The 23707-nt window shown below is 72.9% G+C and carries 15 protein-coding genes; 8 read left to right on the forward strand and 7 right to left on the reverse strand.

Annotated elements, in window-relative coordinates; translation table 11 throughout:
• Nucleotides 1–104: 104 nt before the first annotated feature.
• The 4 genes from ABZ452_RS25820 to glgA all read right to left on the reverse strand — a co-directional run bounded on the left by ABZ452_RS25820 (nt 105) and on the right by glgA (nt 7520).
• Nucleotides 105–1829: a hypothetical protein gene (locus tag ABZ452_RS25820; RefSeq protein WP_357947869.1), complete on the reverse strand. Its 1725-nt coding sequence runs from the start codon at nt 1827–1829 to the stop codon at nt 105–107.
• Between the two features lie 254 nt (nt 1830–2083).
• Entirely contained in the window at nt 2084–4186 is a 2103-nt protein-coding gene (gene glgB / locus ABZ452_RS25825; RefSeq protein ID WP_357947872.1) for a 1,4-alpha-glucan branching protein GlgB, read from the reverse strand.
• Nucleotides 4174–6273 (reverse strand): maltotransferase domain-containing protein, encoded by a 2100-nt coding sequence (locus ABZ452_RS25830; protein ID WP_357947875.1) that lies wholly within the window; start codon nt 6271–6273, stop codon nt 4174–4176. Before ABZ452_RS25830 ends, glgB begins: the two co-directional genes overlap by 13 nt.
• 38 nt (nt 6274–6311) lie before the next feature.
• Nucleotides 6312–7520 carry a glycogen synthase gene (glgA, locus tag ABZ452_RS25835; protein WP_357947878.1) on the reverse strand — a complete coding sequence of 403 codons (1209 nt, stop codon included), beginning with the start codon at nt 7518–7520 and terminating at the stop codon, nt 6312–6314.
• 95 nt (nt 7521–7615) lie between these two features.
• Between glgA and glgC the strand changes: the two genes are divergently transcribed.
• Nucleotides 7616–8848: a glucose-1-phosphate adenylyltransferase gene (gene glgC, locus ABZ452_RS25840; protein ID WP_262283665.1), complete on the forward strand. Its 1233-nt coding sequence runs from the start codon at nt 7616–7618 to the stop codon at nt 8846–8848.
• 30 nt (nt 8849–8878) lie between these two features.
• Nucleotides 8879–10522, forward strand: a complete 1644-nt coding sequence (pgm, locus tag ABZ452_RS25845; protein ID WP_357947881.1) for a phosphoglucomutase (alpha-D-glucose-1,6-bisphosphate-dependent) — start codon at nt 8879–8881, stop codon at nt 10520–10522.
• Nucleotides 10523–10531: 9 nt separating this feature from the next.
• On the opposite strand, the gene ABZ452_RS25850 is transcribed toward pgm, so the two are convergent.
• The 3 genes from ABZ452_RS25850 to ABZ452_RS25860 form a co-directional block, all read right to left on the reverse strand.
• A complete protein-coding gene (locus ABZ452_RS25850; RefSeq protein WP_357947884.1) occupies nt 10532–11455 on the reverse strand; it encodes an NAD(+)/NADH kinase in 924 nt (307 codons plus the stop codon).
• 91 nt (nt 11456–11546) lie between these two features.
• Nucleotides 11547–14657, reverse strand: coding sequence for a M14 family zinc carboxypeptidase (locus ABZ452_RS25855; RefSeq protein WP_357947887.1), 3111 nt, complete (start codon nt 14655–14657; stop codon nt 11547–11549).
• A gap of 163 nt (nt 14658–14820) precedes the next feature.
• On the reverse strand, nt 14821–16680 hold the full coding sequence (locus ABZ452_RS25860) for a nucleoside-diphosphate sugar epimerase/dehydratase (RefSeq protein ID WP_357947889.1): 1860 nt from the start codon (nt 16678–16680) through the stop codon (nt 14821–14823).
• A 237-nt stretch (nt 16681–16917) separates the two neighbouring features.
• On the opposite strand from ABZ452_RS25860, the gene ABZ452_RS25865 reads away from it, so the two are divergent.
• From ABZ452_RS25865 to ABZ452_RS25890, 6 genes are all read left to right on the forward strand, one after another.
• Nucleotides 16918–17646, forward strand: coding sequence for a sugar phosphate nucleotidyltransferase (locus ABZ452_RS25865; protein WP_357947892.1), 729 nt, complete (start codon nt 16918–16920; stop codon nt 17644–17646).
• Nucleotides 17643–18539 carry an NAD(P)-dependent oxidoreductase gene (locus tag ABZ452_RS25870; protein WP_357947895.1) on the forward strand — a complete coding sequence of 299 codons (897 nt, stop codon included), beginning with the start codon at nt 17643–17645 and terminating at the stop codon, nt 18537–18539. The genes ABZ452_RS25865 and ABZ452_RS25870 overlap by 4 nt, the downstream gene beginning before the upstream one ends.
• Nucleotides 18540–18606: 67 nt before the next feature.
• On the forward strand, nt 18607–19614 hold the full coding sequence (locus tag ABZ452_RS25875; RefSeq protein WP_357947898.1) for an SDR family NAD(P)-dependent oxidoreductase: 1008 nt from the start codon (nt 18607–18609) through the stop codon (nt 19612–19614).
• 43 nt (nt 19615–19657) lie between these two features.
• Nucleotides 19658–21046 (forward strand): O-antigen ligase family protein, encoded by a 1389-nt coding sequence (locus tag ABZ452_RS25880; protein WP_357947901.1) that lies wholly within the window; start codon nt 19658–19660, stop codon nt 21044–21046.
• Between the two features lie 77 nt (nt 21047–21123).
• Entirely contained in the window at nt 21124–22503 is a 1380-nt protein-coding gene (locus tag ABZ452_RS25885) for an oligosaccharide flippase family protein (protein ID WP_357947903.1), read from the forward strand.
• Entirely contained in the window at nt 22500–23606 is a 1107-nt protein-coding gene (locus ABZ452_RS25890) for a hypothetical protein (protein WP_357947905.1), read from the forward strand. The genes ABZ452_RS25885 and ABZ452_RS25890 overlap by 4 nt, the downstream gene beginning before the upstream one ends.
• The last annotated feature ends 101 nt before the right edge of the window (nt 23607–23707 follow it).

Below are 23707 nucleotides of genomic sequence, written 5' to 3' on the forward strand. Positions count from 1 at the left end.
TGGGGCCCGCCGGGTTCCGCGGGTCCGCCGCCTGGTGGGGTTAGCCGGCGTTCGTGCCGGCCTTGGCGGGCCCGCCGGTTCCGCGGGTCCGCCAGCTGGTGGGGCTAGCCGGCGTTCGTGCCGGCCTTGGCGTTGGCATCCGCGTCGGCCATGCCGGCGTCGGCGTCCTCCATACCGGCGCCCGTGCCGGCGTCGGCCGGGTCGGCGGGGTCCGCGCCCTCCTTGCTGCCTGCCCCGCCCTTCTGCTGGTCGGCGCCGGCCGCGCCGTCCTGCTTCCCGCCGGCGTTGGCCGCGCCCTGGCCCGCGTCGCCCGGGGCGCAGCCCGGCACGCTCGGGTCGGCCACCATGTAGACCCCACCCTGGCCGGCCTGGTCCATGCCCTGGCCGGCCTGGCCGTTCATACCTTGACCCGGCTGGCCGTTCATGCCCTGGCTGGCCTGGTCGTCCATGCCCTGGCTGGCCTGGTCGTTCATGCCCTTGCCGGCCTTCTGGCCGCGGCCCGCCTGGTCGGCGCCCTGGCCTTGGCCCGCCGCCTGGCCTTGGCCCGCCGCCTGGCCTTGGCCCGCCGCCTGGCCCTGGCCGCGTGCGGCCTGGCGGGCGGCACGGATCTGCTTGACTATCGCCCGGAGCTGCTGGATGCGGGCCCGGATCTGCTGAATCCGGTCCGCGACCCGCTCCCCGGCCTGCTGGCCGGCGGCGCCCTGCTGTGCGTCCGCGCCCTGCTCCCCGTCGGCGGCCTGGCCGCCGTCCTGTTGCCCGCCGGCCGCCTGGTCGTCCTGCTGCCCGCCCGCGTCCTGCTGATCGGCCGCCGCGCCGCCGTCGCCGTTCTGCTGGTCCGCGCCTTCCTGGCCGCTGGCACCGTCCTCGCCGCCGGCCTGCTGGTCGTCCTGGGCGTCGCCGGCCTGCTGGCCGCCGTCCGCCTGCTGCTGGGCTGCCTGGATGATCGCGGCGATCTGCTGCAGCACCCCGCCGATCGCCTTGATGATGTCGGCGGCGCGTTCAGCGCCACCGGCCGCTGCGCCGGCCCCAGCGCCGGCCTGACCGGCCCCAGCCTGACCAGGGTCGGCCCCGGCCTCACCGGCGTCGCCCCCGGCCTGACCAGCGCCGGCCTGACCAGCGCCGGCCTGACCGGCGTCGGCCCCGGCCTCACCGGCCTGACCAGCGTCGGCCCCGGCCTGACCAGCGCCGGCCTGACCAGCGCCGGCCTGACCGGCGTCGGCCGCACCGGCCCCGGCCGCACCGGCCCCGGCCGCACCGGCCCCGGCCGCACCGGCAGCAGCCCCGGCCTCGTCGGCCCCGGACGCCTCGGCCCCGCCGGCCTGTGCCTTCTGGGCGCCCTGCACGATGCCGCGGACTCCGCTGAAGAGACCGGCGAGCCGCTTCACCCGCGCCTCGGTCACCCGCGGGTCGACGAGCTGGCCGGAGCGCTCGCCCCGCATCTGCCCGGTGAGCGCCCAGGCCCGGTCGAGCTGGGTGCCCATCGCCTGCTCCCACGGCACCTCCGGGCAGGCCGCGCCGGCCACCTCGACCGCGCCCGTGCAGCCGGCCGTGGCCCGGCGCTGCTGGATGAGGTCGACCACGGCCTGCCGGTTGGCGATCCGGGCGGCCGAGTTGGCGTCCGGGTTCTGGCGCTGGCCGGCGATGAAGGTCAGGTTGTTGCGCAGGGCGGCGTCCAGGCCCTGGCAGTTCTCAGCGGCCTGACCGGTGCCGGTGGCGACTGCGAACGCCGCCCCGGCCGTCATCGCCAGCGCGACCCCGCCCGCGATCTTCCGGTTCCGGGACGAGTTCGCCGTCCCGCGCCGCCTGGTTGTGCCTCTGCTCCACGCCATCGAAGCTCCTCCGCCTCGTCCGTCACGGGTGTCCGGCATCCGTTCAGCGGTACGGGAGGGTTGGCCGCACCGTTCAGCCGGGCCGCGAGTAGGAGCGAGAAGTCGACGGAACGTAGGCGTGAAGGGTCTTGACGGTCACCGTCCGCGCGTCGGTCGCGTCCCGAGATCTTGCAGAGTTACCGTCCGCGTCGAACGGGAACTCTCCAAGATCGAAGGGGCGCGGGCGCGGCGGGGTGCAGCCGCGGTGCAGCGGTTCAGGCCGGGCGGAGCCAGAGGACGCCGAGGGGCGGCACCCGCAGCGCCGCCGACGCCGGCATCCCGTGCCACGGCACGCTCTCCGCCCGCACCGACCCGAGGTTGCCCACCCCCGACCCGCCGTAGTGGTGGGCGTCGGTGTTGAGCAGCTCGGTCCAGGTGCCGCCGGCGGGCAGGCCGACCCGGTAGCCCTCCAGCGGCTGCGCGGAGAAGTTGGCCACGCAGACGAGGGTCTGGCCGTCGGGGGAGATCCGGATGAACGAGACGGTGTTGTTGGCGACGTCGTCCCCGGCGATCCAGCGGAAGCCGGCGGGGTCGGTGTCCTGCGCCCAGAGCGCCGGGGTCTCCCGGTAGACCCGGTTCAGGTCGCCGACGAGGCGCTGCACGCCGGCCCGCGCCGGGTCGTGCAGCAGGTACCAGTCGAGGCCGCGCTCCTCGCTCCACTCGCGGTCGTCGGCGAGTTCGCAGCCCATGAAGAGCAACTGCTTGCCGGGGTGCGCCCACATGTACGCGAGCAGCGCCCGTACGTTGGCCAGCCGCTGCCACGTGTCGCCGGGCATCTTGCCGGTCAGGGAGCCCTTTCCGTGCACCACCTCGTCGTGGCTGATCGGCAGCACGTAGTTCTCGCTCCAGGCGTACGCCAGGGAGAAGGTGAGCTGATGGTGGTGGTGCTGCCGGTAGATCGGGTCCTTGGAGGTGTAGAGCAGGGTGTCGTGCATCCAGCCCATGTTCCACTTGAAGCCGAAGCCCAGCCCGCCCTCGGCGGTGGGGCGGGTGACGCCCGGCCAGGCGGTGGACTCCTCGGCGACCATGACCGCCCCGGCGTGGTGCTTGTAGACGGTGGCGTTGACCTCCTGGAGGAACGCGATGGCTTCCAGGTTCTCCCGGCCGCCGTGCACGTTGGGGGCCCACTGGCCCTCCTGGCGGGAGTAGTCCAGGTAGAGCATCGAGGCGACCGCGTCGACCCGCAGCCCGTCGACGTGGAACTCGTCGAGCCAGTAGAGGGCGTTGGCGACCAGGAAGTTGCGCACCTCGCGGCGGCCGAAGTCGAAGACGTACGTGCCCCAGTCGGGGTGCTCGCCGCGGCGCGGGTCGGGGTGCTCGTAGAGCGGGGTGCCGTCGAAGCGGGCCAGGGCCCACTCGTCCTTGGGGAAGTGCGCGGGCACCCAGTCGAGGATCACGCCGATGCCGGCCTGGTGCAGCCGGTCGACCAGGTGGCGGAACTCGTCGGGGTCACCGAACCGGGCCGTGGGGGCGTAGTAGCCGGTGACCTGGTAGCCCCAGGAGCCGCCGAACGGGTGCTCCATCACGGGCAGGAACTCGACGTGGGTGAAGCCCAGCTCGGTGACGTACGCGGTGAGCTGCTCGGCCAGTTCCCGGTAGCTGAGGCCGGGGCGCCACGAGCCGAGGTGGACCTCGTACACGCTCATGGGCTCCTGGTGCGGCTGCCGCCGCGCGCGCCGGGTGAGCCAGTCGGCGTCGCCCCAGGCGTACCGGGAGTGGTGCACCACGGAGGCGGTGGCCGGCGGCACCTCGGCGCGGGCCGCGAGGGGGTCGGCCTTGTCCCGCCAGTGCCCGTCGGCGCCGAGGATCCGGTACTTGTAGCGGCTGCCGACGGTGGCGCCGGGCACGAAGACCTCCCACACCCCGCTGGACCCGAGCGAGCGCATGGGCCAGCCGTCGTCCGGCCCCCAGCCGGTGAAGTCGCCGACCACGCGGACGCCGCGGGCGTTGGGCGCCCAGACGGTGAACGCCACGCCCTCGTCGAAGACCCGGGCGCCGAGCGCCTCCCAGAGCCGCTCGTGCCGGCCCTCGCCGATGAGGTGCAGGTCCAGCTCGCCGAGGGTGGGCGGGTAGCGGTACGGGTCGTCGTGCACCGCGCCGTCGACCTCGACCCGGTAGTCGAGCACCTCGCCGGGCAGCACAACCTCGAACACGCCCGCGTCGTGGACCCGCTTCATCGGGTGCCGCTCGTCGCCGGCGAGCACGGTGACGTCGGCCGCGCCCCGACGCAGCGTCCGGATGGTGGTGCGCCCGCCGGCGGGGTGCGCGCCGAGCACGGCGTGGGGGTCGTGCGCCTGGCCGGCGATCAGCTGCTCCATCGTGCGTCGTCCTTCGCGGCCGGTGCGGTCGGGGCGGTGCCGCCGGAGAGGTCGGCGGGTACGTCTTCGACGGTCAGGTCGGCCGCCGCGGGAGCCGGCACGGCCTCGGGCTCGGCGGGCGCGGCGGGCCGCCGCACCGTGAACACGTGCGCGGGTTGCAGGTACGGGTCGAGCCGCACCGCGTTGCGCTGCCCCCAGTCGTAGTCGGCGCCGGTCAGCTCGTCGTGCACGGTGAACCGTTCGTGCCAGTCGAAGCCGAGCGCCGGCATGTCGAGCGTGGTGTTGCCCCACTGCACGGCGCGGGAGTCGAACGAGCAGACCACGATCACCGTGTTGCCGGTGTCCGGGTCGTGTTTGGACCAGCAGAGCAGCGCCGGGTTGTCGATGTCGTGGAAGCGCAGGTTGCGCAGCCGGTGCAGGGCCGGGTTGTCGCGGCGGACCCGGTTGAGCACGGTGATGAACGGGGCGAGCGAGCGGCCCTGCTCCTGCGCGCCGGCCCAGTCCCGGGGGCGCAGCTCGTACTTCTCGTTGTCCAGGTACTCCTCGGCGCCGGGGCGGGCGACGTGCTCGAACAGCTCGTAGCCGGCGTACATGCCCCAGGAGGGGGAGAGCAGCGCGGCCAGCACCGCCCGGATCTTGAACATCGGCGGGCCGCCGTGCTGGAGCGAGGAGTGCAGGATGTCCGGGGTGTTGGGCCAGAAGTTCGGTCGCATGTAGTCGGCCGCCGCGACCAGCTCGGCGCAGTACTCCCGCATTTCGGCCGCCGACGTGCGCCAGGTGAAATAGGTGTACGACTGGGTGAAGCCGATCTTCCCGAGGCCGTGCATGATCGCCGGGCGGGTGAACGCCTCGGCGAGGAAGAGCACGTCCGGGTCGACCTTCTTGACCTGCCAGATGAGCCAGTGCCAGAAGTCGAACGGCTTGGTGTGCGGGTTGTCCACCCGGAAGATCCGGATGCCCTCGCCGACCCAGTGCAGCACCACCCGCAGGATCTCCGCCCGGATGCCCTCCGGGTCGTTGTCGAAGTTCAGCGGGTAGATGTCCTGGTACTTCTTCGGCGGGTTCTCCGCGTACGCGATGCTGCCGTCGGCCCGGGTGGTGAACCACTCCGGGTGCTCGGTCACCCACGGGTGGTCGGGGGCGCACTGCAACGCCAGGTCCATGGCCACCTCGAGGCCCTGGTCGGCGGCGGCGGCGACGAAGTCGCGGAAGTCCTCCGGCGTACCCAGGTCGGGGTGGATGGCGTCGTGGCCGCCCTCGGCGGCGCCGATCGCCCACGGCGAGCCGACGTCGTCGGGCCCGGCGGTGAGCGCGTTGTTGGGGCCCTTGCGGTTGACCCGGCCGATCGGGTGGATCGGCGGCAGGTAGAGCACGTCGAAGCCCATGGCGGCGACGCCGGGCAGGCGTTCCAGGGCGGTGACGAAGGTGCCGGACCGGGCGGGCGCGTCCACGGTGGCGGGGATCGCGCCCTCGGAGCGGGGGAAGAACTCGTACCAGGCGGAGAAGAGCGCCCGCGGCCGGTCGACCCAGAGGGTGTGCTCGTCGCCGGTGGTGACCAGTTCGCGGACCGGGTGGTCCCAGAGCAGCGGGGCCAGGTCGAGCGCGGGGCCGACCCGGCCGGGCAGTTCCGCGTCCTCGTCGCGCAGGGCGGTCACCGCGGCCCGGACCCGCTTCCGGTCGGCGGACGGCACGAGGTCGAGGGCGGCTTCCAGCACGCGGGCGCCCTCGGCCAGGTCGTTGGCCAGCTCGGCCGGCCCCTGACCGGCGGCCAGCTTCTTGGTGACGGCGTTCTGCCAGGTCAGGTACGGGTCCTGGAACGCCTCGACGGTAAACCGCCAGGTGCCGACCGCGTCGGGGCGGATGGTGGCGTGCCAGCGGTCCTGGCCGGGCTCGCCGGGGCGCATCCGGGTGAACGGGCGGGCGGCGCCGTCCGGGCCGAGCCAGACCACGTTGCACCCGAGCGCGTCGTGGCCCTCGCGGTAGGCGCGGGCCGACACGGGCACGATCTCGCCGACCACCGCCTTGGCCGGGTAGCGACCGCAGGCGACGACGGGGGAGACGTCTTCGATCGGGAACCGTCCAGTCACCGGTTCAACCTACTGCCCGAGATCGCTTCGCGCTCAAGTCAGCCGGCGGCGCCCACCGACCGGTACACCTCCAGCGTCCGCTGCGCGATGGTGTCCCAGGAGAAGTGTTCGACGGCCCGGCGGCGGCCGGCGAGACCGAACTCCTGCGCGCGCTTCTCGTCGGCCAGCAGGTCGTTGATGGTCGCCGCCAGGTCGGCCACGAAGCGCTCCGGGTCCAGCGGCCGGCCGCTGCCGTCGCCGGCCTGCTCGATCGGGACCAGCAGCCCGGTCTCGCCGTCGGCGACCACCTCGGGGATGCCGCCGGTGGCGGTGGCCACCACGGCCGTCTCGCAGGCCATCGCCTCCAGGTTGACGATGCCCATCGGCTCGTAGACGGACGGGCAGACGAAGATCGTGGCGTGGGTGAGCACCTGGATCACCTCGTGCTTGGGCAGCATCTCGGCGATCCAGATCACGCCCGAGCGGCCGGCCCGCAGCTCGGCGACCAGGCCCTCCACCTCGGCGGCGATCTCCGGGGTGTCGGGGGCGCCGGCCAGCAGCACGAGCTGGGTGTCGGCGGGCAGCTCCCGGGCCGCCCGCAGCAGGTACGGCAGGCCCTTCTGCCGGGTGATCCGCCCGACGTAGACCACGCTGGGGCGGGCCGGGTCGATGCCGAGCCGGTCCACCACGTCGGTGCCCGGGTCCGGGGCGTACTGCGCCGTGTCGATGCCGTTGTAGACGACCCGCACCCGGTCCGGGTTGACCTCCGGGTACGCGGTCAGCACGTCGCGCCGCATCCCCTCGCTCACCGCGATGACCGTGTCGGCGGCCTCGAACGCGACCCGCTCGCACCACGACGAGAGCGCGTAGCCGCCGCCGAGCTGCTCGGCCTTCCACGGGCGCAGCGGCTCAAGGCTGTGCGCGGTCACCACGTGCGGCACCCCGTGCAGCAGCTTCGCGGTGTGCCCGGCCAGGTTGGCGTACCAGGTGTGGCTGTGCACCACGTCGGTGCCGGCGGTGCCGGCGGCCATCTCCAGGTCGACGCCCATGGTGCGCAGCGCGGCGTTCGCGCCGGCCAGCGCCGCCGGCTCGGCGTACGCGGTGACGCCCGGCTCGTCGCGGGGCGCGCCGAAGCAGTGCACCCGCACGTCGGCGAGGCGGCGCAGCTCGCGCGCGAGGTACTCGACGTGCACCCCGGCGCCACCGTAGACCTCCGGCGGGTACTCCCGGGTGAGCAGGTCGACGCGCAGCCGTGCGGAATCGCTCATGACCGGCACCCTAGCGCGCTTTCCCGCCCCGCACCGGGTGCGGAAACGTGCCCGTACGAGTGGTGAACTCGGTGCGGTATGGATAGCGTCTGAGCATGGCTGCCAAGGTGCTCGCGATCGTCCTGGCCGGCGGGGAGGGCAAGCGCCTGATGCCCCTCACCACCGACCGCGCGAAGCCCGCCGTCCCCTTCGGCGGGATGTACCGCATGGTCGACTTCGTCCTCTCCAACCTGGCGAACGCCGGCTATCTCAAGATCGTCGTGCTGACCCAGTACAAGTCCCACTCGCTGGACCGTCACATCACCCAGACCTGGCGGATGTCGACGATGCTCGGCAACTACGTCACCCCGGTGCCGGCGCAGCAGCGCCGCGGCCCGTGGTGGTTCGCCGGTTCGGCCGACGCCATCTACCAGAGCTTCAACCTCATCAACGACGAGCAGCCCGACCACGTGATCGTCTTCGGCGCCGACCACATCTACCGGATGGACCCCCGGCAGATGGTCGAGGACCACATCGCCTCCGGCGCGGCGGTCACCGTGGCCGGCATCCGGCAGCCCCTGTCGATGGCCGACCAGTTCGGCGTCATCGAGGTCGGCGAGGACGGCCGGCGGATCCGGGCGTTCCGCGAGAAGCCCACCGACGCGGTGGGGCTGCCCGACGCGCCCGACCAGATCTACGCCTCGATGGGCAACTACGTCTTCAGCACGAAGGCGCTCTGCGAGGCGGTCGAGCGCGACGCCGAGGACAAGACCAGCAAGCACGACATGGGCGGCAGCATCATCCCGATGCTGGTCGAGCGCGGCGAGGCCAACGTCTACGACTTCAAGGACAACGAGGTGCCGGGCAGCACCGACCGGGACCGCGGCTACTGGCGGGACGTGGGGACCCTCGACTCCTTCTACGACGCGCACATGGACCTCATCAACGTGCACCCGGTGTTCAACCTCTACAACTTCGACTGGCCGATCTACAGCAACCAGCCGCCGTACCCGCCGGCCAAGTTCGTGCACGCCTGGGGCGAGCGGGTCGGCCGCGCGGTCAGTTCGATGGTGTCGCCCGGGTCGGTGATCTCGGGCTCGCTGGTGGAGAACTCGATCGTCTCGCCGAAGGTGAAGGTGCACTCCTGGGCGCACGTCGACGGCGCGGTGCTCATGGAGGGTGTCGAGATCGGCCGGCACGCGGTGGTCCGGCGGGCCATCCTGGACAAGAACGTCTACGTTCCGGAGGGCGCCGAGATCGGCGTCGACCTGGAGAAGGACCGCCAGCGGTACACCGTCTCCGACAACGGCATCGTCGTCATCGGCAAGGGCCAGCGCGTCGAGGCCTGATCCACCCGCACCAGCTCAGGAGGTTCCACCGTGGCCCACCCACGTGCCGGCCAGCCCGCCGAGCCCGCCGACCTGGTCGACGTGCCCCGGCTGGTCACCGCCTACTACGCCGGGCACCCGGATCCGAGCGACCCGGCGCAGCAGGTCTCCTTCGGCACGTCCGGGCACCGCGGGTCGAGCCTGCGCAACGCCTTCAACGAGGACCACATCCTCGCCGTCACCCAGGCGCTCTGCGACTACCGGCGGGAGCAGGGCCTGGACGGCCCGCTCTTCCTGGCCCGCGACACCCACGCGCTCTCCGCTCCGGCCGAGGCCAGCGCGCTGGAGGTGCTCGCCGCCAACGACGTCACCGTGCTGGTGGACAGCCGCGACGGCTACACTCCCACCCCGGCGCTGTCGCACGCCGTCCTCACCCACAACCGGGGCCGCACCGCCGGGCTCGCCGACGGCATCGTGATCACCCCGTCGCACAACCCGCCGGACGACGGCGGCTTCAAGTACAACCCCACTCACGGCGGGCCCGCCGACAGCGACGTCACGAAGTGGATCCAGGACCGCGCGAACACCATCCTCGCCGCCGGGCTCAAGGAGGTGAAGCGCATCCCGTACGGGCGGGCGCGCGCCGCCGACACCACCGGGGAGTACGACTTCCTCGCCCGCTACGTCGACGACCTGCCCGCCGCGCTGGACATCGCCGCGATCCGGGACGCGGGGGTGCGCATCGGCGCCGACCCGATGGGCGGGGCGAGCGTGGCGTACTGGGGCGAGATCGCCGAGCGGCACCGGCTCGACCTCACGGTGATCAACCCGACGGTCGACCCGACCTGGCGGTTCATGACCCTCGACGGCGACGGCAAGATCCGGATGGACTGCTCCTCGCCGAACGCCATGGCCTCGCTCATCGCGGCCCGCGACCGGTTCCAGATCTCCACGGGCAACGACGCCGACGCCGACCGGCACGGCATCGTCACGCCCGACGGCGGCCTCATGAACCCCAACCACTACCTGGCCGTGGCCATCGGCCACCTGTTCCGCACCCGGGAGCAGTGGGGGCCGGCGGCGGCCGTCGGCAAGACCCTGGTCTCCTCCTCGATGATCGACCGGGTCGCCGCCGATCTGAGCCGGCCGCTGCTGGAGGTGCCGGTCGGCTTCAAGTGGTTCGTGCCCGGCCTGCTCGACGGGGCGGTCGGCTTCGGCGGCGAGGAGAGCGCCGGCGCGTCCTTCCTGCGCCGCGACGGCAGCACCTGGACCACCGACAAGGACGGCATCCTGCTCTGCCTGCTCGCCTCGGAGATCGTCGCCACCACCGGGAAGACGCCGAGCGAGCACTGGGCCGAGCTGGCCGACCGCTTCGGCGCGCCCTCGTACGCCCGGATCGACGCCCCGGCCAGCCGCGAGCAGAAGGCGGTGCTGGCCAAGCTGTCGCCCGAGCAGGTGACCGCGACCGAGCTGGCCGGCGAGCCGATCACCGCGACCCTGACCACCGCGCCGGGCAACGGGGCGCCGATCGGCGGGCTCAAGGTGACCACGGCGTCGGGCTGGTTCGCCGCCCGGCCGTCCGGCACCGAGGACGTCTACAAGATCTACGCCGAGTCGTTCCAGGGCACGGAGCACCTCACCCGGATCCAGGAGGAGGCGCGGGCGCTCGTCTCCGAGGTGCTCAAGCAGGCCTGACCCGGCCGGTCAGCAGGGCGGTTCCAGCTCCCGCTGGTCGCGGTCCCGCCGCAGCTCCTCGGGCAGCAGCTCGCGGAGCTGGTCGGGCAGGAACGGCAGGTCGAGCAGGCTCAGCTTCAACTGGTTGCGCTCCTGGTAGCGCCGCGGGTCGAAGCGGACCACCAGGCCCGCGTTCCGGCGGTAGCGGATCTGCACCGCGCCCTCGGTCGCCGCCTCCTTGATGACCAGCCCGTCCATCTCGACAGCGACCGCCGCCGTGTCCGCCCGGAGGTCCAGGCGGATGCTCTCCTCCGGGGCGAGCACCACAGCCCGGGAGATGCCCGCCATGGGCGCCGACGGGGTCACCACCACGGCGTCCGCCGCCGGCGAGATCAGCGGCCCGCCCGCCGCGTAGCTGTACGCGGTCGAGCCGGTCGGCGTGCTGACCACCAGCGCGTCGCAGCGGTAGTAGCCGTACCGCTGGCCGTCGACGGCCAGGGTCGCGGTGACGAATCCGGAGCCGGGCTGGCGGACCAGCGCGATGTCGTTGAAGGCCACCACGTCGTCGCCGCACACGTCGCAGGCGAGGCAGGCGTGCGACTCGACGGTGAAGTCCTTCGCCGCGAGCCGGCTCAGGGCCTCCGGCAGGTCCGGGGGCTCGACCTCCACGAGGAAACCGAGCCGCCCCAGGTGCACGCCGAGCACCGGCTTCGGGTCGCGCACCGCCATGCGCAGCGCGCCCAGCATGGTGCCGTCACCGCCGATGCTGATGAGGGCGTCGGCGCGGACGGCCAGTTCGTCGGCGGGGACCGGCTCGACGCAGGACGGCACCCGGTGCTCGTCCTCGGCCCGGACCAGCAGCGTCTTGCGGTGGCGCGACGCCCACCGCTCGATGATCCCGACCACCTCGGAGACGTCCCGGGTGGGGTGCAGCACCAGACCCAGCCCCGCCACCCGTACAGCTCACCACATCCGGGGGCGGTGGGCGGGGCGTACGGGCAGGCACGCCGACGCGGTGACCAGCGCCGGCGTGCCCGCCCCCGGCTCAGCGCCGCGGCCGGCCGGTGAGGTGGGTCAGCGACCGGGCGACCAGGTCGTCCCGGGCCGCCGGGGCCAGCCCCTCCAACCCGAAGCCGAGGTAGACGCTGTCGGCCGTGACGACCGCCGAGCCCTCCTCGAACGCCTGCTCACTCCGCGTCCAGTCGTTCGCCGCGGGTCCCGAGCCGGCCGGCGGACCGGCCACCGTCCAGCCGCCCAGGTCGGGCGTCTCGAACGAGGTCTCCGAGACCACCGACCCGTTCACGGTCACCCGGGCGTCGTCCACGAAGACACCGAGGCCCTGGGTGCCCCAGTCCGACACGGACGAGATGGCGATCTCGACCTTCCGGCCGGCGTACCCGGACAGGTCCACGGCGAACTCCTGCCAACCGCCGGACGATCCGGTGGCCGCGTGCCAGCTGCCGGTGGTGCCCGCCGGGGAGCAGTCCGCGCCCTGGTAGTGGGCGAGGAACGGGTGCAGCTCGTCGACCCAACCCGAGGCGCAGCTCTCCCCGGTGACCTGGCGGGTGTGGCCGTTGGCGTCCGGCAGCGTGGTCCACTCGTCGCTGCCCACCTCGTGCGCCTCGACGATCATGAAGTCCCAGTTCTCCTCGATGTCGTACGAGGTGGCGAAGCGCAGCTCCGCGGTGGTGGCCGCGGTCAGGTCGACGGTCCGGGTCAGCCGCTTGTACGCCTCGTCGGCCCGGCCGCTGTACACGTACCAGTCCCCGGTGCGCGGGTCGTACGGCGCGGCGCCCGGCCGGTCCCAGTCCACGGCCGCCGAGCTGGCGAACTGCGGGAACCGGTCCGGCGGCAGGAAGCTCGACGTGCTGAGGAACGAGGCCGTGTGGTCCTGGTTGCCGGCCGACCCGGGCGCGTTGAGGCTCCCCGCGAAACCGCTGAACGCCCCGGCCGCGCCGCGCACCGGGTACGGGTCGCCGGCCGGGTCGGTGCCCCCGTCACCGAGGTAGTTGTACGCCCCCAGCCAGTACTGCTGGAAGTCGTTGAGCACCGGCAGGCAGGCCACGTCGTCGGGGTCCACGCACTCCGGCGGAGCGCCCGGCCGGTAGACGTACCCGCCGTCGGAGCCCTGCGCGAACAGCGCGTACTTGCCGCTGACCAGGACCTTGCCGCCCTCGTTCAAGTAGTCCCGGACGGCCAGCTCGGTGGTGAGCGCCGCCTCGGCCGTGGTGCCGGCGGCCTGCCCGGGGGAGCGGAGGATCACGTCGTCCCCGGTCTCCCAGATGACCGCCCGGTAGTGCGACAGCACGCCCAGCGGGTGGGGCGCCTTGCGGCCCATCGCGTCGAAGTCGTACACGTCGGCCCGGTGCCCGGCCTTCTGCACCGCGGCGGCGATGCCGGCCGCAAATTTCGCGGTGGTGGCGTCCTGCGCCGGGCTGATCCCCGTCACGTCCTCCATCGCGAGGACCAGCACGTCACCGCCGACGTCCGGGTGCACGCGGTAGGTGAAGTGCGCGCTGGCGACCGGGCCCTTGCGCGGCTTCACCCCGGTGAACCAGACCTCCACCCGGTCGCCCGGCCTCGTGCCGGTGACCGTGCCGCGCAGCTCGGCGTAGTAGCGGTCGTTCGTGTCGCCGTACCGCTCGCCGCCGCGCCACTCGCGGACCTTGGTCGTCTTCGGCCGGCCGCCGTTGACGGTGAAGTGCATCCGCACGTCCTTCAGGGCCCGCCGGGTGATCGAGGCGACCTGCTGGGTCCGCCCGTACGAGGTGTCGAACGCGTCCACCACGAAGTCGGGGGTGCTCCGGCCGACCACCGAGGCCGGGTCGTCCGGATCGGCCGCGGACCTCGCCACGGCCAGGGCGAACGGCAGGTTCTTCGCCACCTCCGCCGAGATCAGCTTCTCGTCGTCGGGGAAGACGAAACCGCTGACGCAGTCCTCCGGGCGCCACTGGTCGTCCGGGTCGGACGCGGCGGCCGTCTGGCAGGTCGACATCTCCGGGGTGAAGCCGAGCGCGCCGTAGCGGACCTGCGCGTGCGCGTCGGTGTCGCCGTTGGTCGTGTACAGCTCGGCGGAGATGTCCGGGTCGTAGCCGGGCACCGCCGGGTGGGCGTCGTCGCCGGCCATCGCCTCGTAGATCACGTCGTCCGGAGTGGGGGTGCTCACCTGCCAGCCGACGCCGTAGAGCAGCAGCTGGGCGGCCGAGTGGTAGTTGACGAAGAACTCGAAGCCGACCCGGCGGAACAACCCGTCCAACGCCCTGGTCTCCGGCTCCGAGTTGGGGCTGGCGCCCCGGTAGGTGTCGCTGGGCGGCTCCGGCGACGAGCCCTCGTCGTCGTACCCCCACTTGTAGGCGAAGTTGCGGTTGAGGTCGACGCCGTCCGCGCCGGTGATCCGGCCGTCGCCGTCGTTGTCGCGCAGGTTCTTGCGCCACAGCCGGTTGCCCGGGGTGAACGTGTGGTCGTAGCCGTCCGGGTTGGCCACCGGCAGGAACCACAGCTCGGTGGTGTTCAGCAGCCGGGTGATCTCCGCGTCGACGCCGTAGTTGTCCAGCACGTGGTGCAGCAGCCGGCGGGTCATCTCCGGCGTGATCCACTCGCGCGCGTGCTGGGTGCTCGCGTAGAGCACCGCCGGCCGCTTCCCGTCCGGCAGCGTGCGCGCGCCACGGGTGACCTTCACGGCGAGGATCGGCTGGCCCTGCACCGTGCGCCCGACGGTCTCCACCTTCGCCAGCCCGGGGTACCGGGCCGCGGTCGCGGTCAGCTCGTCCCGGATGCCGCCCGGCTCGCTGTACGACCGGAACGCCGTCCAGCCGGCCGCGGCCTGCTCGCGCAGCGCCTGGGAGGCCGGCTTGCCGCGGACCTTCTTGACGGTCAGCGGCACGCCCTGGCTGGCCAGGCGGGCCGCCGTCCGCCGGGTGAGCACGGTCTCAATCGTGGTGGCACCGGCCGGATCGGCGGACCGGTGGTCCTCGTCCAGGTCGACACCGACCGCCCGCAGCTTCTCCAGCTGTCCGGCGTCGACCGTGCCGACGTAGACCTCCAGCCCGTCACGGCCGCCCGGGTCGGACGGTGGCCGCGCACTGGCCGGAGCGGTCAGCGCCATCGCGCCGACCAGGGTGAACACGCCTGCGATCGCCAGCCGTGTCGGTCTCATCGCGCCTCCTTCGGTGGAAGGACATCAGGCGCGAGCCTGGCCGGGAGCGGCATCCATGTCAATGGCTCGATGTGTTCGCCCTGCTACCGGCCGTACCCGTGGGCCACGGCGCATCGCGGGCCGCGGCCTGCCCCGCTGTCGGGGCGGGCCGCGCGCGCCGGGGTCAGTGGGACAGCTCGACGTCGAGCGGCCGGTCCTCGGCCGGGTCGAACGCCCGGTCGCACAGCTGGGCGAGGTGCGCGATGACCTTCTGCGGGTCGTCGAACGGGTCGAGCGCGGCCACCTCGATGGGGTCCAGCACCGGCACCGGCACGTGGGAGATCAGCGGGTGCAGCGGCCGGACGTCGACCTCCCCGGTGCCGAGCAGGTCCTCGTGCAGCTTCTCGCCCGGACGCAGCCCGGTGAAGACGATCGGCGTGGGATTCTCGGCCCGGTCGATCATCTCCCGGGCGAGGTCCTGGATCCGGACCGGCTCGCCCATGTCCAGCACGAGCGCCTCACCGTCGCGGCCGATGGCGGCGGCCTGGAGGACCAGCTGCACCGCCTCCTGGACCGTCATCAGATAGCGGGTCACGTCGGGGTGGGTGACCGTGACCGGCAGGCCCGCCTCGATCTGCCGCTGGAAGGCCGTCACCACCGACCCGCGGCTGCTCAGCACGTTGCCGAAGCGCACGCTGAGGAACGTGCCGGGGTGGTGCGCGCCGGCGTGCGCGGTCAACCGTTCGGTGATCCGCTTCGAGTAGCCGAGCACGCTGATCGGGTCCGCGGCCTTGTCGGTGGAGATGTTCACGAACCGGGCCACATCCCGGCAGGCGTCGAGCACCGTCAGCGTGCCCCACACGTTCGTCTTGACCGCCTCGCCCGGGTGCCGCTGGAGGAGCGTGAGGTGCTTGAGCGCCGCCGCGTGGAAGACGATCTCCGGCCGCCGCTCCTGGAAGATACGTCGGATCCCCTCGTCGTCGCGCAGGTCGGCGAGGATCAGCTCGGGACTGTCGAGCAGCGCCCGGCCGGCGAGAGACATCTGCAGCGCGTGCAGCGCCGACTCGTCCCGGTCCAGCATCATGAGCTCGCCCGGATCGGCGCGCATGATCTGACGGCAGAGCTCCGAGCCGATCGAGCCGCCCGCGCCGGTGACGAGGATCCGGCGCCCCCGCAGCCCCTCGTGGTCCAGCGTCAGGTCGTTGACCACCTGCCGCCGCCCGAGCAGGTCGCTGATCTGCAGGTCCCGCACGTCGTTCACGGTGATCCGGTGGTTCACCAGCTCGCGCACCGGGGGAACCACCTTGAACGCCGCGCCGGTGGCCAGCGTGGCCTCCCGGATCTGCCGGACGAGATCGGCGTCGGCGTTGGCCACCGAGAGGATGAGGCTGGTCGCGCCGGTCCGGCGCACCGCGGTCCCCACGTCGTGCCGACCGCCGAGCACCCGCACCCCGTGGATCCGCAGGTCCCGCTTGCCCGGGTCGTCGTCCAGCAGGCCGACCGGGAGGTAGTCGCTGGCCGGGTCGCTGACCATCGAGCGCAGCAGACCCTCGCCCGCCGAACCGGCGCCGAAGAGCAGCACCTTCTCGGCGTCGGCGGCCCGCGGACGCAACGCGCGGTCCCGCTGCTGCCGGTAGACGGAGCGGGTGCCGAACATCAGCAGCAGGGCCAGTGCCGCCCCGACGACCGGCGTGCTGGCCGGAACCGGGCGCTCGGGGAGCGGGGCGAGCGCGAGCAGCAGCACGGCCGCCGTCGCGGCGGTGGTCGCGGCCAGGCCACGGATCTCACCGAGGCTGCCGAGGGGGTGGCGGCCCGCGTAGCGCCGGCGGACGGCCATGCCGCCCAGGTGCAGTGCGGCGGCGGCGACGCCGACCGCGACCGCGCGGGCGAGTTGCGCCGGGGTCAGGTCGAACTCGTATCGGGCCCACACCGCCACCACGCTTCCGCCGAGCCACGCCGCCGTGTCGGCGACCAGGAGCTGGACGGCCCTGCGCCGTCTGCCGGCCCGGCCTGCGTTCTCGGCAGTTGTTGTCTCCCGCGGCATCTGTTCTCCCCTGGTGATCACCCGCGTCCGGGCCGCCCACCGGGCGGCCTGCTGTCCTTCCCTGCTTACCGGTACGGAATGAGTTTTGTCGGGGTTTCGCGTTGAACGGGCTATTCGGCGTGTATGCGAGGTTGATTCGATTCCGGACGACGGGGGCCTGACATGTCAACTCCGTACCCTCGCGAAGGTTCCGTTCGTTGGGCAGCGAGGTATGGCGGGGGACGGACGGGAGAACCGATGCACGTCGTGATCATGGCGGGTGGCGCGGGGGTGCGGCTGCGTCCGTACACCTCGACCCTGCCCAAGCCGCTGGTGCCGATCGGGGAGAGCTACGCGATCCTCGAGATCGTCCTGCGCCAGCTCGCCGCCTGCCGGTTCACGCACGTCACCCTGGCCATCAACCACCTGGGATCGTTGATCCGGGCCTTCGTCGGCGACGGCTCCCGGTTCGGCCTCGCCGTGGACTACGTCGAGGAACAGCAGCCGCTGTCCACCATCGGCCCGCTCTTCGGCATCCGGGAACGGCTGCCGGAGCACTTCCTCGTGATGAACGGTGACGTCCTCACCGACCTCGACTACGCGGACGTGCTGGCCAGCCACGAGCGCTCCGGTGCGCCGCTGACGGTCGCCACCTACCGGCGGAGCGTGAAGATCGACTTTGGTGTCCTGGAGTTGGCGGGGGACAAGGTGACCTCGTTCTCCGAGAAACCCGTCCTCCACTACCGGGTCAGCATGGGCGTCTACGGACTCTCGCGGAGCACGATTGCCCGCTACCCGGTGGGCCAGCCCTTCGGTTTCGACCAGCTCGTCCTGGACCTGCTGGGCAGGGGTGAGCCGCCCGCCGGCTACGAGTTCGACGGCTACTGGCTCGACATCGGCCGCCCGGAGGACTACGACGAGGCGAACCGAACCTTCGCCGACGTCCGGGACATGCTCCTGCCGGCCGGCACGCCGGCGCCGGTATGACGCGGGTACTGCTGTTCGGCGCCTCCGGCTTCATCGGTGGCCACGTCCGCCGGGAGCTGGAAGCCGACACGGATCTCGTGTGCCTCTCGCGGGCCGAGTGCGACCTCGCCGGCTCGGCGCGGGAGACGCTGCGGGAACTGCTCGGTGCCGTACGGCCCGACGCGGTCGTGTGCTGCGCCGGAGCGGTGGCCGGCACGGCCGAGGAACTGGTGCTGGCGAACACGCTGGCCGCCGCGAAGCTGGTGGACGCCGTAGCCGTCGCCGCGCCCGGTGCGCGGCTGGTCCGCCTCGGCTCGGCCGCCGAGTACGGCCCGGTGCCGTTCGGCACCTCGGTCAGCGAGGACACGGTGCCGGCGCCGGTCAGCGACTACGGCGTGAGCCAGGCGGCCGCGACCCGGCTCATCGCCCTCGCGGCCCGGGCCGGACTCGTGGACGCCATCGTGCTGCGGGTGTTCAATCCCATCGGCCCCGGCATGCCCCCGACGACGCTGCTGGGTCGGGCGGCGGCACTGCTCACCCGGCTCGCCCCCGGCGACGACCTGCGCACGGGCCCGCTGGACGCCCACCGTGACTTCGTCGACGTGCGGGACGTCGCCACGGCCGTCCGGCAGGCCGTGGCGGTGCGCGTTCCCGCGGCCCGCGTCCTGAATGTCGGCAGCGGGCGGGCGCTGCCCGTGCGATCCGCGGTCCGCCTGCTGGTGGACGAGGCGGGCGCGGCGGTACGGCTCCGCGAGGACCGCACGCCGCCCCCGCGATCGGCGGAGGTGGGTTGGATGCGCGCCGACCTCGCGCGGGTGACCTCGGTGCTGGGGTGGTCGCCCCGGCACGACCTGAACGAGTCGGTCCGGGCGATCTGGCACGCGGCCGCTCCGGATCCGGCGGCGTCCTATTGATCCAGGCCGGGCGGTCCCGGGGCGGGACCGGACACGGCGGGACCGGCACAGTGGAGGAGCAGAGAACATGACGGCACACACGGCCGACGAGCCGGTGGTGGTGACCGGAGCCGGTGGCTTCATCGGGTCGCACCTGGTCGAGGCGCTCGTCAGCGCGGGCCACCGGGTACGCGCCTTCGTGCACTACAACGGCGCCGGCTCGCACGGCTGGCTGGACACGTTCGGCCCGGACCAGCTCGCGGGGGTCGAGGTGGTCGCCGGGGACATCCGGGACCAGGGAATGGTCCAACGGCTGGTCGACGGCGCGTCCGTCGTCTACCACCTCGCCGCACTGGGCGGGATCCCGTACTCGTACCTGGCGCCGCAGTCCTACGTCGACACGAACATCACCGGCACGCTCAACGTGCTGGAGAGCGCGCGGGTGGCAGGCGTGGGCCGGGTGGTGGTGACCTCCACCAGCGAGGTGTACGGAACAGCCACCACCGTGCCGATGACCGAGACACACCGGCTGCGGGGCCAGTCCCCGTACGCGGCCTCGAAGATCGGAGCGGACAAGCTGGCCGAGAGCTACCACCTCAGCTTCGGCCTGCCGGTGGTCACGCTCCGGCCGTTCAACACCTACGGACCCCGGCAGTCCACCCGCGCCGTCATCCCGACCATCATCAGCCAGCTCGCCAAGGGCGATGGCATGGTCGAGCTGGGCGCCCTGCGGACCACCCGCGACCTGCTCTACGTGGCCGACACCGTGGCGGCGTTCCAGGCGGTCGGCACCGCGCCGGACGCCGAGGTCGTGGGCCGGGTGTTCCAGGCGGCGACGGGGCGGGAGACCGCCATCGGCGACCTGGTGCGCCGGATTGCCGCCATGTTCGGCGCCCAACCGGAGGTGGTCGTCACGGATTCCCGGCTCCGCCCGGCGGAGTCCGAGGTGGAACGCCTGGTCGGCGACGCCGGCCTGCTCCGGGCGCACACCGGCTGGCAGCCGGTGACCGGCATCGACGACGGCCTGAAGGCGACCGTCGAGTGGTTCCTCGACCCCGCCAACCTCGCCCGCTACCGCACGGATCGAGCGGTCTGACCCTCGCGCGTCCCCAGGCAGGAAAGGACGGCCCAGCAAGGCCATGACCCACACCTCGACGAGGGCGGGCGGGCGGCACCACGCCACAACCAGCACCGTCCTGGCGCCACCAGCCCCTGAGTCCACCGCCGGCCCCGCCGCCCACCACATCCGGCGCGCGTTCCTCATCCTGCTTCCGGCGCTCGGCTCCCTCGGCATGTCCGCCACGCCAAGCCTCACGCCGAGCCTGTTCCCGAACTTCTACTGGCTTCTCGTCGCCCTCGCGCTCCTGCCGGCGATGGTTCTGCTGGCCCGGTGGTCCCCCCGCCAGGCAGCCACCCCCGCCGCGTTGCTCGTCGTCGCCCTCGTCTGGGTGGTGTGGGCTCCCCTCACCACCCTGTGGGCCCCCGACCAGGGCGCCGCGAGCCAGAAGGTGTGGTTCATGTCCCTCGCCATCGGTGGGGCGCTGTGCCTCCTCGGCCTCAGCGGCGGGCACCCCGACAACCTGCACGCGATGAGACGCGGCTGGGTCGTCGGCTTCTGCATCACCTCCGCGGTCGCGATCTGGGAGCTCGCCACCCGCCAACACCTGATCGAGGGGCCGTGGAGTCTCACCGGCGACTACCTCGTCACCAGCACCTTCTACAACCCGAACAACTACGCCGGCTACCTGCTGGCCTGCCTGCCGTACCTGGTCTGGAGCGCCATCGCCGCCCGCAGCTCACCGGCCCGCTACGTGCACGTCCCGCTGCTGATGCTGTGGTTCGTCCTCGCCGTCGCCACGCAGAGCCGCACCGTGCTGCTCGGCAGCCTGATCGCCCTGCCGCTGGTGGTGTTCTGGCTGGTCCGCGCCGCCCTGCTGCGGGCCCGCCCGTTCACGATCAGCGCCATCCACATCGCCATCGCCGCCGGGATCGTCCTGTGGGCGTTCGCCGGGACCGGGCCGGGGCAGCAGCTCATCGCCGACTACAAGTCCCCGTTCACCGCCGACCCCGATACCGTCTACTCCGACGACGCGCGCCTCAACCTGACCCGCGTCGCATGGCGGATCTTCATCGAATCCCACGGGATCGGTCGCGGCGCCGCCGCGTTCGAGTCGATCGCCTCGCAGGAGCGGATCCTGGAGGTGGGTGGGCTCGTCGACGCGCACAACAGCCTGCTGGAACTGGCCGCCGAGTTCGGTCTACCGCTGCTCCTGCCGCTGCTTGCGGTGTTCGTCGTCGCCTGCCGAACCGCGCTGTTCGTCCGCGTCCCCCCGGCGGCGCGCGGAGCGGCGTTCGACCTGCGGATGGTGATCCTGCTCAGCGTGATCGGCACCGGGGCGACCAGCCTCGCCAGCAGCTCCGTGCTCACCTGGCCGTGGTGGTGGCTGATGCTCGGGCAGATCGCCGTCCTGGGCTGGCTGCTGCAGCGCCACGCCGCCGAGGCCGCCCAGCCCGCCGCGCGGCGGTGACGGTGCGCGGCGTCCCATCGCGGATACGTGGCCTCGGGTTCTACCGTCACGTCTCCCACCTGGCGGCCGGCACCGCCGTGTCACAGGTCGTCGCCGTCGCCGCGTCGATACTGCTGGCCCGGTTCTACACGCCGCGGGAGTTCGGTGAATTCTCGGTGCTCCTCGCGACGTCCATGATCGTGGCGACGGCGGCGACCCTGCGGCTGGAGATGGCGGTGCCGTTGGCCGGCGACGACCGGGAGGCGGACGAGGTCGCGTCGGCCGCCGTCGCCGCCGTGACGGCAGTGGCCGGCCTCGGGCTGGTCGGTGTCGCCGTGTACGCGTCTCTGCCCGCAACCAGCGTGGGCGTGATGCCGTGGCTGATCCCCCCGGCGGTGGCGGTGACCGGCGCCGCCGCCGTCGGCCGAATGGTGCAGTCCCGGCGGAACCGGTTCACTGTCGTGGCCCGGTCCACCGTCTCGTCGTCGCTGGTGCAGGGCGCAGGTCAGGTCGCCGGAGGGCTGCTGGGGTGGGGAGCGATCGGCTTGGCCGGCGGATATCTCGCCGGGCGAGTGTGGTGCGCCGCTCAGCTGCTCGACCGGATCCCGCGCGGCGGGTGGGCCGGCTGGTGGGCGACGGCCCACCGGTGGCGGCAGTTCTGCCTGCTGTCGACCGGGCCGGCCGTGCTGAACACCCTCAGCGTCGCCGCGGTGTCCCCGATCGTCGCGGCCTGCTACGGGGTCACCGTGTCCGGGCTGTTCGCGTTCGCCACCCGCATTCTCACTCTGCCCACCGCTCTCGTCGGACAGGCGGTCAGCGCTGTCCTCTACCCGAAGCTCGCCCAGCTCGACCGGGACGGCGGTGACCTGCGCGACGCGGTGGATCGCACCGCCTCGGGGCTGGCGATGCTGGCCGTGCCGTGCTTCGGGTTGGTGGCGGTGGCCGGACCGGAGCTGTTCGCGGCGGCGTTCGGCGACCGATGGCGTCAGGCCGGAGTGCTGGCTGCGGTCCTCGCGCCGTGGCTGGCGGCGTCGTTCGTGTCCAGCCCGCTCTCGACCCTGATGACGGTGAAGAACGAGCTGCGGCGGCTGCTGCTGCTGTCGGGAGTGGAGACGGCGGTGCGGGTCGGTGCGCTGGCGATCGGCGTGGCCGGAGGGGGGCCCACCGTCGGGGTGGCCTGCTACGCGGCGGCCGGCACGGCGATCAGCGTCTACTACGTGCGGTGGTCGCTGCGCCTGGTCGGGGTGCCGCTGCGGGTGTGGCTGCGCCGCCGTTGGCTGTTTCTCTCCGCCGCCGGGGTGAGCTATCCGCTGCTGCTGGCGGTGAAGGGCCACATCCCCGGGCTGCTGTTCGCGGCCGGTGTCGTGGTGGTGACGGCGGGGATGCTCGGGTGGGCGGGTGCCTGGCTGTACCGGCAGGCCCCGGCCCGCCCCGCGGCGCCGGCCGCCGCCAGGCAGCCGGCCGCGGTGTCGGGATGAACGGGAACAGACTGGAGAGGCAGCGGGTGCGCAGCAGTCAGGTGACGGCCACCGTGCGGGGGTTCGCGGTGGGGCCGGCAAACTATGCGGGGCAGGCCCACCAGTGGGCGCGAGCGGTGCAGCGGGTGTTCGGCGTGCCGGCGGTCGCGTTCGCCTTTCCGGACCGGTTGCCGTTCCAGCGGGGAGGGTTTCGGTTCCCCGTCGACCGGCGGCTGCCCCACCACCGCGTGGTGCCCGGGTGGGGGCGGGTGGCGTGGACGCGTCACCGGGTCCTGCGGGGGGTGACACACCTGGCGGTGGACGCTTTCCTGCCGGTGTACGGGCGCCCCGGCCTGGTCCACATCGACGCCGACTATGACCGTCTACGCCGCGACGGCCTGGCCGTGGCGTTGATCTCCCACGGCACCGACCTCCGTGACCCCGAGGCGCACATCCGGAGGCACCCGTTCTCCTATTACGCGAGCGCGCCGCAGGGCTGGGTGGCGACCACCGCCGATCGGGCCCGCCAGAACCGGCAGATCGCCCGGGAGTTGGGGGCGCCGCTGTTCGTGTCCACCCCCGACCTGCTGCTGGACGCCGGATGGGCGACGTGGCTGCCGGTGTCGATCGACCCGGTGGTGTGGGCAGCAGACGGGCCGGCGCTGCGGGACCGCGTGCCCACGGTGCTGCACCGGCCGAGCCGCACCTCCCCACCGATCAAGGGCACGGAGATCATCGAGCCGGTTCTACTGGATCTCGCCCGACGCGGGCGGATCCGCTATCTGAACCCGGGGTTGGTGCCGAACGAGGCGATGCCGGAGTTGATCGCCCGGGCGGATGTGGTGGTCGACCAGATCCTCACCGGCAGCTACGGGGTGGCGGCGGTGGAAGCGATGGCGGCTGGTCGGCTGGTCGTCGGCTATGTGGGTGAGGAAACAACTGCGGTGATGCCGGAGCCGCCGCCGATCGTGAATGCCCCGCCGGCCACCTTCGCGGACGTCATGGCGGGCATCGTCGACGACCGCGAACGGTACGCGGGGTTGGCCGCGCAGGGGCCGGGATTCGTCCGCCGGTGGCATGACGGCACGGCCGCCGCGGAGGCGCTGCGACCGTTCCTGAGTTGAGTCCACGAAGCCGTCGTTGAGCCCGCCGCAAGCTGGCGCTGATCCCCGACTCGTCGGGGTAGGCGGGCCGGCTGATGTCGCTACAGGCCGTGACGGTCACC

The sequence above is a fragment of the Micromonospora sp. NPDC005707 genome (assembly GCF_040631005.1).
GTDB lineage: Bacteria > Actinomycetota > Actinomycetes > Mycobacteriales > Micromonosporaceae > Micromonospora.